The 14,928-nt window shown below is 65.2% G+C and carries 17 protein-coding genes; 8 read left to right on the top strand and 9 right to left on the bottom strand.

What is annotated here, in order from left to right; genetic code table 11:
• Positions 1-8: 8 nt before the first annotated feature.
• Entirely contained in the window at positions 9-1,007 is a 999-nt protein-coding gene (locus O3301_RS18910; protein ID WP_305057150.1) for a sulfonate ABC transporter substrate-binding protein, read from the bottom strand.
• 24 nt (positions 1,008-1,031) lie between these two features.
• On the bottom strand, positions 1,032-1,652 hold the full coding sequence (ssuE, locus tag O3301_RS18905; RefSeq protein ID WP_305057149.1) for an NADPH-dependent FMN reductase: 621 nt from the start codon (positions 1,650-1,652) through the stop codon (positions 1,032-1,034).
• A 253-nt stretch (positions 1,653-1,905) separates the two neighbouring features.
• On the opposite strand from ssuE, the gene O3301_RS18900 reads away from it, so the two are divergent.
• The 6 genes from O3301_RS18900 (at position 1,906) to O3301_RS18875 (ending at position 7,758) form a co-directional block, all read left to right on the top strand.
• A complete protein-coding gene (locus O3301_RS18900) occupies positions 1,906-3,120 on the top strand; it encodes an acyl-CoA dehydrogenase family protein (protein ID WP_305057148.1) in 1,215 nt (404 codons plus the stop codon).
• A 21-nt stretch (positions 3,121-3,141) separates the two neighbouring features.
• Positions 3,142-3,969, top strand: a complete 828-nt coding sequence (locus O3301_RS18895) for a MetQ/NlpA family ABC transporter substrate-binding protein (RefSeq protein ID WP_289905554.1) — start codon at positions 3,142-3,144, stop codon at positions 3,967-3,969.
• Positions 3,970-3,972: 3 nt separating this feature from the next.
• On the top strand, positions 3,973-5,364 hold the full coding sequence (locus O3301_RS18890) for an LLM class flavin-dependent oxidoreductase (protein ID WP_305057147.1): 1,392 nt from the start codon (positions 3,973-3,975) through the stop codon (positions 5,362-5,364).
• Between the two features lie 51 nt (positions 5,365-5,415).
• Positions 5,416-6,222 (top strand): hypothetical protein, encoded by an 807-nt coding sequence (locus tag O3301_RS18885; RefSeq protein WP_305057146.1) that lies wholly within the window; start codon positions 5,416-5,418, stop codon positions 6,220-6,222.
• 65 nt (positions 6,223-6,287) lie between these two features.
• The gene (gene bla / locus O3301_RS18880) at positions 6,288-7,193 is read left to right on the top strand and encodes a subclass B3 metallo-beta-lactamase (protein WP_289905560.1); all 906 of its coding nucleotides are present in this window, start codon (positions 6,288-6,290) and stop codon (positions 7,191-7,193) included.
• Between the two features lie 85 nt (positions 7,194-7,278).
• On the top strand, positions 7,279-7,758 hold the full coding sequence (locus O3301_RS18875) for an META domain-containing protein (RefSeq protein ID WP_305057145.1): 480 nt from the start codon (positions 7,279-7,281) through the stop codon (positions 7,756-7,758).
• 100 nt (positions 7,759-7,858) lie between these two features.
• On the opposite strand, the gene epsC is transcribed toward O3301_RS18875, so the two are convergent.
• Positions 7,859-8,797, bottom strand: a complete 939-nt coding sequence (gene epsC / locus O3301_RS18870) for a serine O-acetyltransferase EpsC (RefSeq protein WP_305057144.1) — start codon at positions 8,795-8,797, stop codon at positions 7,859-7,861.
• Positions 8,798-8,985: 188 nt separating this feature from the next.
• Between epsC and O3301_RS18865 the strand changes: the two genes are divergently transcribed.
• Entirely contained in the window at positions 8,986-10,173 is a 1,188-nt protein-coding gene (locus O3301_RS18865; protein ID WP_077402553.1) for a multidrug effflux MFS transporter, read from the top strand.
• A 126-nt stretch (positions 10,174-10,299) separates the two neighbouring features.
• Here the strand turns inward: O3301_RS18865 and O3301_RS18860 are convergent, their stop codons facing one another.
• Together O3301_RS18860 and O3301_RS18855 are read right to left on the bottom strand one after the other, a co-directional pair.
• On the bottom strand, positions 10,300-10,596 hold the full coding sequence (locus O3301_RS18860; protein ID WP_305057143.1) for a hypothetical protein: 297 nt from the start codon (positions 10,594-10,596) through the stop codon (positions 10,300-10,302).
• Positions 10,597-10,676: 80 nt separating this feature from the next.
• Complete coding sequence (locus O3301_RS18855; RefSeq protein ID WP_035817618.1) at positions 10,677-11,117, bottom strand: carboxymuconolactone decarboxylase family protein; 441 nt, start codon at positions 11,115-11,117, stop codon at positions 10,677-10,679.
• Positions 11,118-11,221: 104 nt separating this feature from the next.
• On the opposite strand from O3301_RS18855, the gene O3301_RS18850 reads away from it, so the two are divergent.
• Positions 11,222-12,694 (top strand): PLP-dependent aminotransferase family protein, encoded by a 1,473-nt coding sequence (locus O3301_RS18850; protein WP_305057142.1) that lies wholly within the window; start codon positions 11,222-11,224, stop codon positions 12,692-12,694.
• On the opposite strand, the gene O3301_RS18845 is transcribed toward O3301_RS18850, so the two are convergent.
• From O3301_RS18845 to O3301_RS18830, 4 genes are all read right to left on the bottom strand, one after another.
• Positions 12,663-13,253, bottom strand: a complete 591-nt coding sequence (locus tag O3301_RS18845; protein WP_305057141.1) for a DUF1287 domain-containing protein — start codon at positions 13,251-13,253, stop codon at positions 12,663-12,665. The genes O3301_RS18850 and O3301_RS18845 overlap by 32 nt on opposite strands.
• A gap of 62 nt (positions 13,254-13,315) precedes the next feature.
• Positions 13,316-13,651, bottom strand: a complete 336-nt coding sequence (locus O3301_RS18840) for a DUF6616 family protein (RefSeq protein WP_305057140.1) — start codon at positions 13,649-13,651, stop codon at positions 13,316-13,318.
• A 16-nt stretch (positions 13,652-13,667) separates the two neighbouring features.
• On the bottom strand, positions 13,668-14,411 hold the full coding sequence (locus tag O3301_RS18835; protein ID WP_305057139.1) for a HEAT repeat domain-containing protein: 744 nt from the start codon (positions 14,409-14,411) through the stop codon (positions 13,668-13,670).
• A complete protein-coding gene (locus tag O3301_RS18830) occupies positions 14,408-14,917 on the bottom strand; it encodes a MarR family winged helix-turn-helix transcriptional regulator (protein ID WP_305057246.1) in 510 nt (169 codons plus the stop codon). Before O3301_RS18830 ends, O3301_RS18835 begins: the two co-directional genes overlap by 4 nt.
• Between the last annotated feature and the right edge of the window lie 11 nt (positions 14,918-14,928).

The following is a 14,928-nucleotide window of genomic DNA, read 5'->3' as shown; positions in this document are numbered from 1 at the left end:
TTCCTTGATTATTTGGTGCTGGTGGCCAGCTGGCGCGCCGGCAGCAGCGCGTCCTTGACGACGATCGGTTTCGGGATCAGCTTCAGGCTGGAAAAGGCATCGGCCACCCTTTGCTGCGACGCGATGACGTCGACCGACACGGGTTTGACGCCATACGCATAGCGCGAGGCGGCCAGCGCCACGACATCCTTGCCCAGCCCCGTCTGCGCCGACAGAATCGTCGCCACTTCTTCCGGGTTGTTGCGGCCCCAGTCATCGACCTTGGCCACTTCATCGAGCACGATGCGCAGGATTTCCGGGTTTTTCTCGGCATACGTGCGCGAGGCGAGATAGAACTGGTAGTTCGCCACCAGGCCCTTGCCATCGGCCAGCACGCGGGCGCCCAGCTGCTTTTCGGCGGCCGCCAGGAACGGATCCCAGATGGCCCAGGCATCCACGCTGCCCCGCTCGAAGGCGGCGCGCGCATCGGCCGGCGGCAGGAATACGGGCTGGATGTCGGCGTAGGCGACGCCGGCCTTTTCCAGCGCCTTCAATAACAGGTAATGCACGTTCGAGCCCTTGTTCAGGGCGATTTTCTTGCCCTTCAAGTCAGCCAGCGTGCGCAGGCCGGAACCCTTGGGCACGACGATGGCTTCGCTGGCGGGCGACGCCGGCTCATTGCCGACATACACCAGGTTGGCGCCGGCCGCCTGGGCAAAGATCGGCGGCGCCTCGCCCACCGTACCGAAGTCGATGCTGCCCACGTTCAGGCCTTCCAGCAGCACGGGACCGGCCGGGAACTCCGTCCACTTCACGCCCACGCCCTGCTCGGCCAGGCGTTTTTCCAGGGTGCCGCGCCCCTTGAGCAAGGTCAATGTGCCGTATTTCTGGTAGCCGATGCGCACCTCGCCCTTAGCTTGCGCCTGCGCCGCGACCGGCATGCCGGCCGCCATCACGCCGGCGACGGCAGAAAACAGCAAACCCAGGGTGGTACGGCGCGAAAATCGTTGTGCGTGGCGGTGTGTCATGGCAGTTCCTTGGTCGGTGAATAATCAGGCGGCTTGATACTGCGGCGCGTAAGGCTGGTCTTGCAGCGAACGCACGGGGACAGAAATATCGGCGGGCGCGGGCGGGCGCTGCCCCTGCAGCACGAACAGGCCGGTGGAGAGTTCCTCGATGCCCGCCTGCACGCGCTCTGCAATCGGCGCATCCAGGCTCAGGCCCCGTTCTTCGTGCCACGCCAGCTGCTGCGCATTCGCGTAGATGCTGGTGAAGACCTGCTTGGCGCCCAGCGCATGCAGCACGGGGCGCAGCGCGTAGTCGAGCGCCAGGGTGTGGGCATGGCCGCCGCCCGTGGCCAGCGGCAGCACCAGCTTGCCGGCCAGGCCATCTTGCGGCAGCAGGTCGAGGAAGGCTTTCAGCAACCCTGTATACGACGCCTTGTAGATGGGCGTGGCGATCACGATGGCGTCGGCGTCGGCCACGGCGCGCACGGCGCGGGCAATCGCCGCATCGTCGTAGTCGGCCAGCAGCAAGGCGCGCGCCGGCAGGTCGCGCACATGCAGCTTGGCGTAGCTGTGGCCCCGCAGCGCCAGCTGTTCGCCGATATGCAGCAGCAGGCGGCTGGAACTCGAGGGGAGTTGCGGGCTACCGCCCAATAACAAGATGCTCATGTGATGCCCGTCCCTGTAGGTTGTCGGATTGGAGTTGCTCGGATGCTTGCAGCCTATCGCCATCAGCAGTCCGGCAAAACGAATGCTTTCGCGCTTCGATATGCGTTTTTCGACTATCCGGGCCTGACGCCCCGCAAGCGGAGGCGCCGGCTCCCGCGCGGCTTTTTTCGCATATGCATGCGCGGTTTTCTTCGTGTACGGCGCACGCCTGGCGGTGCAATATCGGCGTCATCGTCTTTCTGGAATGTCACTCATGTCTAGCGTTTTTCTCCATGCCGCCCGTCCCCAGCCGCCTGTGCCGGAACCCCTGCAGGACGCCATCCGCATCGCAACAAAGCTGGCCGCGCGCCTGGCCGAAACGGCCAATGCCCGCGACCAGGCCGGCGGGCACGCGGCGCAGGAACGCGAATGGCTGCGCGAGTCGGGTCTGCTGACTTTGTCCATTCCCGTGGAATTTGGCGGCCAGGGCGCGTCCTGGCCCCTCGTGTACCAGGTAATCCGCATCCTGGCGCGGGCCGACAGCGCGCTGGCGCATGTCTTCGGCTTCCACCATCTGCAGCTGGCCGGCCTGCAGCTGTATGGCAGCGCACAGCAACAGCGCCGCCTGCTCACCTTGACCGTCGACGAGCGCCTGTTCTGGGGCAATGCCTTGAATCCCCTCGACAAACGGGTCACCGCGGCCGACAGCGACGACGGTTTTACCCTCGACGGCATCAAGAGCTTTTCTTCCGGTTCCGTGGGCTCGGACTGGCTGACCGTCTCGGCCTGGCACGCGCCCACGCAAACGGCGCTGATCGCCGCCCTGCCTACGCGCCAGGATGGCGTGACCGTGCAGGCGGACTGGGACGCCTTCGGCCAACGCCAGACGGACAGCGGCAATGTGCATTTCCAGGCGGTGGCCCTGCCGCGCGAGCTGGTGCTGCAGGCGCCCGCGCAGGCCGCCACGCCGCAAGCCACCGTGCGCTCGCAAATCGCACAGCTGATCATGGCGAACCTGTACCTTGGCATCGCCGAAGGCGCGTTCGAGGCGGCGCGCCGCTACACGGACGAACAGGCGAAAGCCTGGTTTGCCTCGGGCGTGGCCAAGGCAACGGACGACCCTCTGGTACAGCACCGCTATGGCCAGCTGTGGCTCTTGCTGCGCCCCGCGCAGGTGCTGGCCGACGCGGCGGCGCAGGAACTGGAAAAAGTGTTCCGCAAGGGCGCGCTGGTGACGGCGCGCGAACGGGGCTTGCTGGCCGTCGCCGTGGCCGAAGCCAAGTGCCTGGCGCACAAGGCGGGACTGGAGATCAGCAGCCAGATGTTCGAACTGACGGGCGCCCGCTCCACCTCGGCCCAATACGGCTTCGACCGCTACTGGCGCAACGTGCGCGTGCATACCCTGCACGACCCCATCGACTACAAGCTGCGCGACCTGGGACGCTTTGCCTTGAATGGCACCGTGCCCGAGCCGACGGCGTATTCCTGATTCACCCACCAAGGAGCCTCCATGACCATCGCCCGCCGCAGCATCCTCCTCACCGCCCTGACCCTGGCACTGGCCAGCAGCTTCGTCCACGCCAAGGACCCGAAGGACATCACCATCGGCACCAGCGCCGGGCCGTACGCGGACCAGATCAAGCTGGGTATCAAGCCTATCCTGGAAAAGCAGGGCTACAAGGTCAAACTGGTGGAATTCAACGACTATATCCAGCCGAACTTCGCGCTGGCCGAGGGTTCGCTGGACGCCAACGTCTTCCAGCACATCGTCTACCTGAAGAAATTCGCGCTGGAACACAAACTGGCCCTGACGGACCTGATCACAATACCCACGGCGCCGATCGCCATCTACAGCAAGAAGCACAAGACCCTGGACGACGTGAAGGAAGGCACGACGGTGGGCTTGCCGAACGACCCGACCAACCAGGCGCGCGCGCTGGTGCTGCTCGACCAGCTGGGGTGGATCAAGTTGCGCCCCAGCTTCGACCCCGTGCGCGCATCGGAAAAGGATATCGCCGTCAACACGAAGAAAATCAAGCTGCTGCCGCTGGAAGCGGCGCAACTGCCACGCTCGCTGGGCGACACCGATTACTCCTTCATCAACGGCAATTACGCGCTGGCGTCCGGACTGAAGCTGACGGATGCGCTGGTGGCCGAGAAAATCTCGCCCAACTACATCAACCTGGTGGCCATCCGCACGGCGGACAAGGACAAGCAGTTCGCGAAAGACCTTGCGGCCGCCTACCGCTCGCGCGAATTCCTCGACATCACGAACAAGCACTTTGCCGGCTACTCGAAACCCGATTACCAGCAAGCCTTGCAGACGGCGGCCAAATAAGCCATGGCCAAGTCGATACGCTTCAACGCCTTCCAGATGAATACCGTCGGTCACCAGTCGCCGGGCCTGTGGACGCATGCGCGCGACCGCAGCCACCGCTACACGGACCCCGAACACTGGACGGAACTGGCGCAACTGCTGGAAGCGGGCCTGTTCGACGCGGTTTTCCTCGCCGACGTGCTGGGCGTGTATGACGTGTACCGGGGCAGCCTCGATGCGGCCCTGGAACACGGCGTGCAGGTGCCGCTGAACGACCCGCTGGCGCTCGTGCCCATCATGGCGCAGGCCACCACGCACCTTGGCTTTGGCGTCACCTGCGCCCTCACCTACGAGCACCCGTACACGTTCGCGCGCCGCATTTCCACCCTCGATCACCTGACGAAAGGGCGCATCGGCTGGAATATCGTCACCGGCTATCTCGATAGCGCGGCGCGCAACCTGGGCTTGAGCCAGCAGCTGGGCCACGACGAGCGCTACGACCTGGCCGACGAATACCTGGACGTCGTCTACAAGCTGTGGGAAAAGAGCTGGGACGACGACGCCGTCGTCAACGACAAGGCGCGCGGCATCTATGCCGATCCGGCCCGCGTGCATCCGATCAACCATGCCGGGCGCCACTACCAGGTGCCCGGCATCCATTTGTGCGAGCCGTCGCCGCAGCGCACGCCGCTGCTGTACCAGGCGGGCACCTCGCCGCGCGGCACGCGCTTCGCGGCGCGCCATGCGGAAGCCACCTTTGTCAGTGGCCCCAGCAAGACGGTCGTCAAGCGTTACGCGGACGACTTGCGCGCCGCCGTGCGACAAAGCGGACGCGATGGCGACGCATTGCTCATCTACGCGCAAGCGCTGGTCATCACGGGCGTCACGGAAGAAGAAGCGCGCGCCAAGCATGCCGATTACCTGCGCCACGTGAATATCGAGGCGGCCCTCGTGCTGCTCTCCGGCTGGACGGGCGTCGATTTCAGCCGCTACCCGCTCGACGCCACCATCGAGTACATCGATTCTCCGGCCGGCCGCTCGGCGCTGGCCTCGTTCAGCCAAGCCGACCCGGATCGCCGCTGGACGGTGCGCGAAGCAGCCGAATACATCGGCCTGGGCGGACGCGGCCCAGTCATCGTCGGCGACGCGCGCCAGGTGGCCGACCAGCTGGAAAGCTGGCTCGATGAAACGGGCATCGACGGTTTCAATCTGGCCTTCGCCGTCGCCCACGACAGCATGGCCGACGTGGTGCAATACATCGTGCCGGAACTGCAGCGGCGCGGCCGCTACCGCACCCATTACGAGGAAGGCAGCTTGCGCCACAAGGTCTTCGGCCAGGGCCCGCGCCTGCCCGCCGATCACGCGGGCCGCCAGGTCAGCATCGCACCAGAAGGGGTGGCGCTGGCGGTGGCCTGACGGCGCCAGTGACAAGCGTTGACTATCATGTTAGCTTGTCATGTTAAAAACATGACAAGCGACGACGTGGACCTCCTTTCTTTTCGCGGCAAGCTCTCTTCGACTTTGCTCTTCGCCATCCTGGCCGCCTGCCACGCGGCAGCGCAAGCGGACGTGCCAGTGGAAGCGCCGGCGGAAACCGGCCAATCGATCCACATCAACAGCATCCGCAATCCGGAGCTGAAATCGTACCGCGTGATGGCGGCCGGCCTCGATGCCTTTGACGACCACCATGCACTGGCGCCCAGGGCACGCGAAGTGCGCTTCCAGCTGATTCCCGGCCCCGGCGCACCGGACAACGCCATGCAGGATCTGAGCTTGCGTATCGCCGGCAATGAAACCTCAATCGTCCTGTCCCTGGCCGCCGACGGCAGTTTTACGCTGCCGCGCAGCGCGCAAGCCGAGCGCGAAGACGCGGACCTGGTCACCAACAGGAAGAAGGACGCGTACCGCTGGCAAGCCAGCGTCCGCAGCGACGATGTACCGCCCGGCATGCGCCGGCTGGGCGACCTGCGCCTGCAGTGCCAGGTCGGCATCGCCATTGCCAAGAAAGAGACGCCCTTCTTGCTACGCACCCTGGTCGCCGCCAAGCTGCGCACCACCGACTGGTGCTCCGCCGTTGAACTCAAGATGAGCACGTACAGCGATCCGGCCATTGCCAGCGCCACCCTGCTCGATGGCGGGCGCCGCGTCGCGCTGCAGGTGAAAAATGGCGGCACGTCCTTCCTGGCCCCCTTGGGCGACACCCGCTATGCGGACGATACCTTGATCGAACTGGTCTACAAGGACACTGGCGCCGCGCCGCCTGCCTCCCTGTAAACGTTTGCGTCCAGCCCCATTCCATGTCAGCATATGCCACCCTGGCACCACGGATAAGGATCGCAATGCCCCCCACTCTTACGCGCGCGCTGGCACTGGCGCTACTGGCAGGCCATGGCTCCCTGGCATTGGCGCAGGCGCCAGTCACGCCGCCGACGCCTGGCTGCGACGTCTGCGCCACCTGGAATGCGGACCAGGCGCCGTTCCGCATCTTCGGCAATACCTATTATGTGGGCGTAAAAGGCCTCAGTTCCGTGCTGGTGACGTCGCCGCAGGGCCACGTGCTGATCGACGGCGGCTTGCCGGAATCGGCGCCCAAGATCATCGCCAATATCGGCACGCTGGGTTTTCGCATCGAGGACGTCAAGCTGATCCTCAATTCGCACGGCCATATCGACCATGCGGGCGGTCTGGCCGAACTGCAGCGGCGCAGCAATGCGCTGGTGGCCGCCAGCCCGTCGGCGGCGCTGGACCTGGCGTCGGGTGAAGTGGGGCCGGACGACCCGCAATACCACGCGCTGCCCAAGTACCCGCCTGTGAAGGACATGCGCCTGGCGCGCGACGGCGGCCAGTTCAATGTCGGCCCCGTCAACCTGACGGCGCACGCCACGCCGGGCCACACCCCCGGAGGCTTGAGCTGGACGTGGCAATCGTGCGACGGCCCCCGCTGCCTGAACATGGTCTATGCGGACAGCCTCAACGCCGTCTCGCGTCCCGGCTTCAAGTTCAGCGCCAGCAGCGAGTATCCGAACGCGGTGGCGGACTTGCGCCGCAGCTTCGAGACCCTGGAAAAACTGCCTTGCGACGTGCTGATCTCCGCGCATCCGGAGGCTGCACAGTTGTGGGAACGGCTGGAGGCGAGCGCCACGGCCGGCAGCGACGCCTTTGTCGACCCGCAAGCCTGCCGCGCCTATGTGGCGGCGGCGCGCACCGTGCTCGACTCCCGGCTTGAACAGGAAAAGCAGCAGTGAACTTGCCAATGAGCTTGTCAACCGTGCACGCTGGCGCAGCGCCGATCTGCTACGCTGGCGCCATTCATTTAAAGAAGGAACCGCCATGTTCAAACTCGCCAGCCTGATACCCCTCGCCGCCATCGTCGCCATCACCGCCGGCTGCGCGCAAACACCGGTGCGCAGCGACGCTGCCGCCGCCGCGCCAGGCGCCACCTCGCCCGCCAAGCCGGCGCTCAAGCTGACGGGCACGCAGTGGAAGCTGAAGGAATTGAAGGGCAAACAAGTGGTGCGCAAGGCGCCCGAGCAGCGCGAAGTGACCCTGCTGCTGGCTGAAGGCCGCGCCAGCGGCAACAGCGGCTGCAACCAGATGATGGGCGGCTACACCAGCGATGGCGTCAGCACCCTGAACTTTGGACAGCTGGCCGGCACCATGATGATGTGCCAGCCGCAGGACATGGAACTCGAGCGCCTGCTGCTGACCACCCTGGGCGAAGTCAATGGCTACCGCTACGCCGACCAGGAATTGCTGCTGCTGAAGGATGGCGTGCCCGTGGCGCGCTATGAAGCGCTGACGGTGAAGTAAGGTCATCACAAAGCCAGGAACCCTCTCCTGGCGCGAAGAGTGGCCGAAAAATGTTCAGGGTAAAGCGCAGCGCCGCCATGGACGTTTTCTCGGCCACGCTTCAATCGTTGCGCATCTGCGCCTGCGATACATTGCTTTCTGGCGGCACGCTCTGCGTCAGCCACACATTCCCCCCGATGGTCGATCCCGCGCCGATGGTGATGCGCCCCAGCACGGTCGCGCCCGCATAAATGACCACGTCGTCCTCGACGATGGGGTGGCGCGGCGTGCCCTTGATCAGCACACCGCTGGCATCGGCGGGGAAGCGCTTGGCGCCCAGGGTGACTGCCTGGTACAGGCGCACGCGCTGGCCGATGATGGCCGTCTCGCCGATCACCACGCCCGTGCCGTGGTCGATGAAGAAGGAGGCGCCGATGTGGGCGCCCGGGTGGATGTCGATGCCCGTCAGCGTGTGCGCGATGTCGGCGATCAGGCGCGCCAGGAAGGGCGCGCCGAGGGCGTGCAGCCGGTGCGCCAGGCGGTGGTACAGGATGGCGATGGTGCCCGGATAGCACAGCATGATCTCGGCCACCGAGGTGGCGGCCGGGTCGCCCGCGTAGGCGGCCTGCACGTCCGACACCAGCAGCGCGCGGATATCGGGCAGGCTGGCGGCAAAGGCGCGCGTGATGTCGCGCGCCTGCTGCGCCAGGGCCGCATCGTCGCCCGCGCCATCGCCTTCATCGCCGGCCGGCACGGAAAAGAGCAAGCCGCGCCGCACCTGCTCGCTGAGGCGGTTCAGGGTGGTGTTGAGCGTGTCGCCGACAAAATAGTCGATGCTTTCGTCCGTCAGGTTGGGCCGCCCGTAATGCGTGGGGAACAAGGCTGCCGACAGGCCGTTGACGATGGTGGTAAGGGCTTCGCGCGACGGCAGTTCGCGCACCCTGCCGTTATGGCGGATCTTGTGCTTGTCTTCGCGCGAGCTGCGCAAGGCCTGGATCACGGGCCCCAGGTTCCACTGGGCCGTGTCGTCGGCGGGCGCCGCGGGATAAATACTGTGCATGGCGTATCACTTCCAGAAAACGGCAAACAAGCCGGGTCGCCCCAGCTTAGCGGCGGCGGCAAGCGATGCAAACGAAGAATTTCAAGATTCCATATGCGAAAAACGCATATGGATGGCAAAAAGGCCGGCGTCAAACCTGATTCCGGTCACTAGCGTAAAATGACGGACTAACAAAAACACTCTTCAACATGACTAAATTATTAACATGGATTTTGGCGGGCCTGGCGATGGTCGGACCGCTTGCAATTGACACCTATCTGCCGTCTTTCCCCGCCATCGCGCATGATTTCAATGCCAGCCCCCTGCTGGTGCAGCAAACCCTGAGCTTTTTCCTGTTCACGTTCGCCTTCATGATGCTGTTTTACGGCACCCTGTCCGACTCGTTCGGCCGCCGTCCCGTCATTCTCGTCTCGCTGGTGCTGTATGTGATCGCTTCCGTGGGCGCCGCGCTGGCGCCGTCGCTGGGTTGGCTTCTGGCCTGGCGCGTGCTGCAGGGCCTGTCGGCGGGCGCCGGTTCCGTCATCGGCCGCGCCATCGTGCAAGACCGCTATTCGGGCGCCGCCGCGCAGAAAATCCTCTCGCACATCATGATGGTGTTCGCGCTGGCGCCGGCCATCGCGCCCGTGTTGGGCGGCTGGCTGCAAGTGGGCCTGGGCTGGCGCTGGATCTTCTGGTTCCTGACGGCCTTCGGCGTGCTGATGTTCGTCGTCGTCTGGCGCGCGCTACCGGAAAGCTTGCCGAAGGAGCAGCGCCACGCCTTCCACCTGGGCGACATCGCCGTCAATTACTGGAAAGTGCTGTGCCACCGCCAGTTCCTGCTGCTGTCGACGGCCATCGGCGCGGCCTTTGGCGGCTTCGCCCTGTACATCGGTTCGGCCGCCTACTTCATCATCAACATCCTGCACCTGCCGGAGACGGCATTCGCCTGGCTGTTCATTCCCTTAATTAGCGGCATGGTGTTCGGTTCGGCCCTGTCGGCGAAAATCGCCCACCGCTACAGCCAGCGCCAGATGATCTGGACCGGCTTCATCCTGATGCTCATCGCCGCACTGGTCAACATCGGCTACAACTACTTCTTTGCCGCCGAAGTGCCGTGGGCCGTGCTGCCATTGTTCTTCTACTCGTTCGCCCTGTCGATCGCCATGCCGCCGATGACCCTGATGGCCCTGAACCACTTCCCCAACAACAGCGGCCTGGCGTCGTCGATGCAATCGTTCATCCAGATGCTGCTGTTCGCGCTGGTGTCGGGCCTGGTGGCGCCGCTGCTGTTCGACAGCGCCCTGAATCTGGCGTATGGCGTGATGGCGGGATTGCTGGTGAGTTTGCTGTGCTGGGTGTTTGCGCAGGGCAAGAAAGCGGAAGTGGTCAAGCAGTAGCTTTTACAGCGGATTTTTCAGGACGGGGGCACCTGAAAAACGTTCAGGACAAGGCGCCGTGCCGCAAGCAGTAGCCAGTACGGCCAGGCGCGGCAACGCAGTCATGGACGTTTTCTCAGGCGCTCCTCAAGGCCAGGGGGAGGGCGTCACATCCACATACTGCGCGCCGCCCTGCTCCGGTTCCGCTTCATTTTGCTGCGCCGGCTGGTTCAGGGAACCGGCCGGCGAACGCAGGCTCAAGATTTCCTTGCGCGCCTCGACGAAGTCGGCGGAACTGAGCGGGTGTTCCTGGTCTGGCCAGTGGCTGACGGCCCATTCCTGCAAGGTTTCAAAGCGCCGCCACAGTTCCGCGATGAATTCGCGGCGCGCTTCTTCCAGCTGTTCCGGTGTCTTTTCAATTGCTTCGCTGATATTGACTTCCATGGCCGTTCCCTCGCTGACAAGTTGTCTTGCCAGACTACGCAGGGACCAGCCAGGCGTCTGTTCGCGAACGAACACAGGATTTATTCGGGCATCTTGCGGAAACCCACTGCCAGGCGGTTCCAGGTATTGATGGAGCCGATGGCCAGGGTCACGTTGACCATTTCCGCCGGCGTCAATTGTTCCGCCAGCGCCGCATACACGTCATCGGGCGCCTGGCTTTGCGGCAGCAGGGTCAGCGCTTCCGTCCAGGCCAGCACGGCCCGCTCGCGCGGCGTGAAGAACGGCGTTTCGCGCCAGACGGACACGGCATACAGGCGGCGCTCCGTTTCGCCCGCCTTGCGCGCGTCGCTCGTGTGCATGTCCACGCAAAAGGCGCAGCCATTGATTTGCGAGGCGCGCAGGCGGATCAGCTCGAGCAGCGAGTGTTCCACGCCCAGCCTGGCGATTGCCGCTTCCAGCGCATACATGGCCTTGACGGCGTCCGGCGAAGCTTGTGTAAAATCGAGTCGTTGCTGTGTCATGATGTATTCCTTGAGGGAGTAGAGATGCACCATTGTAGTGGCCCAGGAACAGCGCGCGGCAGGCCAATCCCCCCGAAAAACAGCAGACCACCAGCAGATACTCCATGGAATTACACATCCTGATCGACGGCACGCGCGACCTGGGCGGCCAGCTGTACCGCCAGCTCAGCGAGGCCATCCGCTCGGGCCGGCTGACGGATGGACAGCAATTGCCGCCCTCGCGCCTGCTGGCCAGCCAGCTGGGCCTGTCGCGCAAGACGGTGTCCGACGTGTATGACAAGCTCGGTTATGAAAAGCTGCTGGTCGGCAAAGTGGGCGTGGGCAGCTTCGTGCAGACGCCGCACGCGTCGCCGCAGCGCCGGCACGCCAGCACGCCGCTGGCCAGCGCGCAGCGCATCGCCCGCTGGGAAGCGACGCCCACGCCCTTGCGCCGCGCCAGCCAGGAAGAGCCGGCGCGCTACGCCTTCATCGGCGGGCGCGCCACGCCCGCGCACTTCCCGCAGGATGAATGGCGCGCCTGCATGCTGCACGCGCTGCGCCAGGGTGGCCAGGCGCGCGGCCGCTATGGCCCTGTCGCCGGCTTGCCGGCCTTGCGCGCGGCGATCGCCGGCCATGCCGCTTTCAGCCGCGGCATCCATTGCACCGAGGAACAAGTGCTCGTCACCAGCGGCGCGCAGCAAGCCTTGCACCTGCTGGCGCTGACCTTGCTGGAAGCAGGCGACACGGTTGCCGTGGAAGAACCCGGCTACCCGGTGGCGCGCGCCGTGTTCGCCAGCCAGGGCGCCCGCGTGGTGGGCATCGACGTGGACGAGGATGGCCTCATCGTCGGACAAATCCCGGACGGCACGCGGCTGATCTATGTCACGCCCGCGCATCAATTTCCGCTGGGCATGCCGATGAGCATGGCGCGCCGCCATGCCTTGCTGGAACGGGCGCAGCAGCTGGGCGCCATCATCATCGAGGACGACTACGACAGCGCCTTCCGTTACGAAGGCCGGCCCGAAGATTCCCTGCAAAGCATGGACCGCTACGGCGTCGTCGCGCACGTGGGCAGCTTTTCCAAGATCATGCTGCCAGAATTGCGGCTCGGCTATGTTGTGCTGCCGCAAGCTATCGTGGCCGCCGTGGAAACGGTGAAATACCTGAGCGATTGCCACACGGCCAGCCTGGGCCAGCATGCGCTGGCCAAGTTCATCGGCGACGGCCATCTGCTGCGCCATATCCGCCGCTGCCACGATATCTATGCGGGGCGGCGCGAGCGGCTGCAGCACTGGTTCAACGGCCCGCTGTCTCCGTGGTTCCGCCTGGTGCCCGCCAGCGCCGGCTTCCACGTGGCGGCCCTGGCCCAGGCGCCGCTTGACATCGCCGAATTGCTGCGCCGCGCGCGCCTGGCCGACATCAGCCTGTATGCGTTATCGGGCTTTTACTATGGCGTGGCACGCCACGCAGGCCTGTTCCTCGGCTATGGCGCCATCGACAAGCTCGATATCGACACGGCGCTGGCCCAGGTGCTAGCGATCCTGCAGGAGATCGCTCCCCTGCCCCTCAGCGGGGTTGCCAACGATAGTGTCCCGTGATGGGATAGCTGAATAGAATATTTTCCTCGCGCGCGCCTTCGCCGATGTTGTGGATGATGAGCGGCACGCCGCTCCACGACTGCTTGTCGCTGACGATGCCGATGTGCGTGAGGTTGCGCGGCAGGCGCCAGGTGACGATGTCGCCAGCGCGGTAAGCGTTCGCTTCCTTGCTTGGCGGCAAGCTGGTGCCATGGCGGGCAAAGTAGGTGCCCAGGTTCGGCACGCGCCGATGGTCGATATTGCGGTCCGGCCCCTTCATCTGCCAGCGCCCCTGCTGCTGGTACACCTGCCACGCCTTGCGCATGTCTTCGTGCACCAGCACCTGCAAATCCTGCCCCAGCTGGCGGTAGGCGCGCACCACCACGTCCGTGCACACGCCCCGTTCCAGCGGTACGTCGCCGCCCGGATAGGCAAGGCGTTCGTAGCGCGGGTCGTACTGCAGGGTCACGCCCACCTGCTTGCGGGCGGCGACGACGAGGGCTTGCGGGGTGGCAGGGATGGCCGACGCCAGCATGGGCGCCAGGGCAAGCATCAGGATGGAGAGCAGTTTGATTGGCATCAACGTCAATGGTCGGATGAAAATGCCAACTTTACCGCAGCGGCAAGGAAAACGGCGGACGGCTAGACGCCCGCCAGTTGCGCCAGGTGGGCAGGAAAATCCACGGCCGGTCCCGCCGCATTGACGGTGTCGAAGTAATCATGCCAGCCAGTAGCCGCGATGCCGGCCAGCAAGGCATCCAGTGCCGCCTCGTCCGGGAAGCGCCAGACGGCATAAAATTGCTGGGCAGCCCCATGCAGCTTGCCGCCATCGACGGCGCCCATGGCCAGCGCCTCCGCGCCCGTGCCGGACAAGGCTGCCATGCCGGCGCCCACCGTGCCGAAATACGCCTGGCGCGCGGCGGCGTCGAGGGCCAGCCAGGCGGGTTTCGGACTGTACAGTTCTAACAGGTAATGCATGTTTTCCTCCAAAAAGTTAAGCAAGCGAGCGTTGGGCGCGCTTGCAGATGCGTTGGGTGGCGGGGGCACTGTCCTGCAGCCATTGCGCGCACAGGCTGCGCACCCAATCCGGCTGGCTCTTGGCCGCATCGTTGAGCCAGTTGGCCACGGAATCCTGCACATAGACGGCCGGATCGGCGCGCAAGGCGTGCAACACGGGCAAGGCCAGCTGCGGCTGTTCTTTCAACCGGGCAATATGCGCGCACCACACGCCGCGCGGACGCAGCGCTTCGCAAGCGAAACGGCGTACTCTTTCCGACGGGTCAGCCGTCCACGGCGCCAGCAAGGCAATGGCGTCGTCAAGATGCGCCGCCAGATGGGGCCGCAGGGCCAGCCAGGCCCATTCGCGCACGCCGAAGTGCCCATCGTCGGCCAGCGGCCGCATGTCCGCCAGCCGTTGCGGCAAGGTCAAGCCGGTTTGGGCGGCGATGGCAAAGCAGACCCAGCCCCGTACCGTGTCGGAAGCATGGGCTTGCAGCAGCGCCAGGTCGGCGTTGGCTTCCAGCAGCAATTGCGCCGCCAGCGCCATGCGTTTGGTGATGCCGGCTGCGGCCTGCGCGCGCAGTTGATCCAAGCGGGCGGCGCCGATAGCGGGCACGGCCGCAGCCAGCAGCACGCTGAAATCGATGGCCAGCCCTTCCGTCAGGGTGGCGCTGGCCACGCTTCCTCCGTTCAGCAGGGCCAGGCGCGCGGGAGCGATGTCGGCGACGCCGCGACTCATGCAGCCCCCCGGTCCGTCTTGCGCCAGGCTTTTTCCAGTAGCGTACTCAGCAACTGCATTTCTTCCGGCGTGAAATCGGCAAACAGGCTGGCGATCCATTGCGCGTGTTCATCGACCAGGGTGGCGGCGGCCAGGTCTCCCTTGGCGCTCAGGCGCACCAGCAGCTTGCGCCGGTCAGCCTGGTCCGCGTGGCGCGCCAGGAAACCATCGCGTTCCAGGCCGTCGAGCAAGCCCGTGATGGTGCCGCGCGTCACGCCGGCCCGCTCGGCCAGCTCGTGCGGCGACAGTCCGCCTGGCACGTCGCGCAGCAGGGACAACAGCACAAATTTTCCTTCCGACAAGCCATGCCGGCCCAGGCGCGCGGCGCAATCGCCATCGATGGCGGAGGCCAGGCCCAGCACTTCAAAGCACAGGCGCAAGCGCGCCCCGGACTGCGCCATGTCGAGACCGCTGGCGCGACGCTGCACGTCGCCCAGCAAGGCCGTGTATTTCTGTTCGAGTTTTATCATATGGCACA

The organism is Janthinobacterium sp. SUN211 (assembly GCF_030587315.1).
In the GTDB taxonomy this organism is placed as follows: Bacteria; Pseudomonadota; Gammaproteobacteria; order Burkholderiales; family Burkholderiaceae_D; genus Janthinobacterium; species Janthinobacterium kumbetense.
Note: the sequence above shows the minus strand (reverse complement) of the source record. Positions and strands in the feature narration are given on the sequence as shown.

Coding starts and splice junctions, on each gene's coding strand:
- O3301_RS18900 (WP_305057148.1), top strand. CDS start 1,906: ATGTCTAGCGTTTTTCTCCATGCCGCCCGTCCCCAGCCGCCTGTGCCG.
- bla (WP_289905560.1), top strand. CDS start 6,288: ATGCCCCCCACTCTTACGCGCGCGCTGGCACTGGCGCTACTGGCAGGC.
- O3301_RS18875 (WP_305057145.1), top strand. CDS start 7,279: ATGTTCAAACTCGCCAGCCTGATACCCCTCGCCGCCATCGTCGCCATC.
- O3301_RS18910 (WP_305057150.1), bottom strand. CDS start 1,007: ATGACACACCGCCACGCACAACGATTTTCGCGCCGTACCACCCTGGGT.
- O3301_RS18840 (WP_305057140.1), bottom strand. CDS start 13,651: ATGCATTACCTGTTAGAACTGTACAGTCCGAAACCCGCCTGGCTGGCC.
- O3301_RS18835 (WP_305057139.1), bottom strand. CDS start 14,411: ATGAGTCGCGGCGTCGCCGACATCGCTCCCGCGCGCCTGGCCCTGCTG.
- O3301_RS18855 (WP_035817618.1), bottom strand. CDS start 11,117: ATGACACAGCAACGACTCGATTTTACACAAGCTTCGCCGGACGCCGTC.
- ssuE (WP_305057149.1), bottom strand. CDS start 1,652: ATGAGCATCTTGTTATTGGGCGGTAGCCCGCAACTCCCCTCGAGTTCC.
- epsC (WP_305057144.1), bottom strand. CDS start 8,797: ATGCACAGTATTTATCCCGCGGCGCCCGCCGACGACACGGCCCAGTGG.
- O3301_RS18860 (WP_305057143.1), bottom strand. CDS start 10,596: ATGGAAGTCAATATCAGCGAAGCAATTGAAAAGACACCGGAACAGCTG.
- O3301_RS18890 (WP_305057147.1), top strand. CDS start 3,973: ATGGCCAAGTCGATACGCTTCAACGCCTTCCAGATGAATACCGTCGGT.
- O3301_RS18895 (WP_289905554.1), top strand. CDS start 3,142: ATGACCATCGCCCGCCGCAGCATCCTCCTCACCGCCCTGACCCTGGCA.
- O3301_RS18850 (WP_305057142.1), top strand. CDS start 11,222: ATGGAATTACACATCCTGATCGACGGCACGCGCGACCTGGGCGGCCAG.
- O3301_RS18845 (WP_305057141.1), bottom strand. CDS start 13,253: ATGCCAATCAAACTGCTCTCCATCCTGATGCTTGCCCTGGCGCCCATG.
- O3301_RS18885 (WP_305057146.1), top strand. CDS start 5,416: ATGACAAGCGACGACGTGGACCTCCTTTCTTTTCGCGGCAAGCTCTCT.
- O3301_RS18865 (WP_077402553.1), top strand. CDS start 8,986: ATGACTAAATTATTAACATGGATTTTGGCGGGCCTGGCGATGGTCGGA.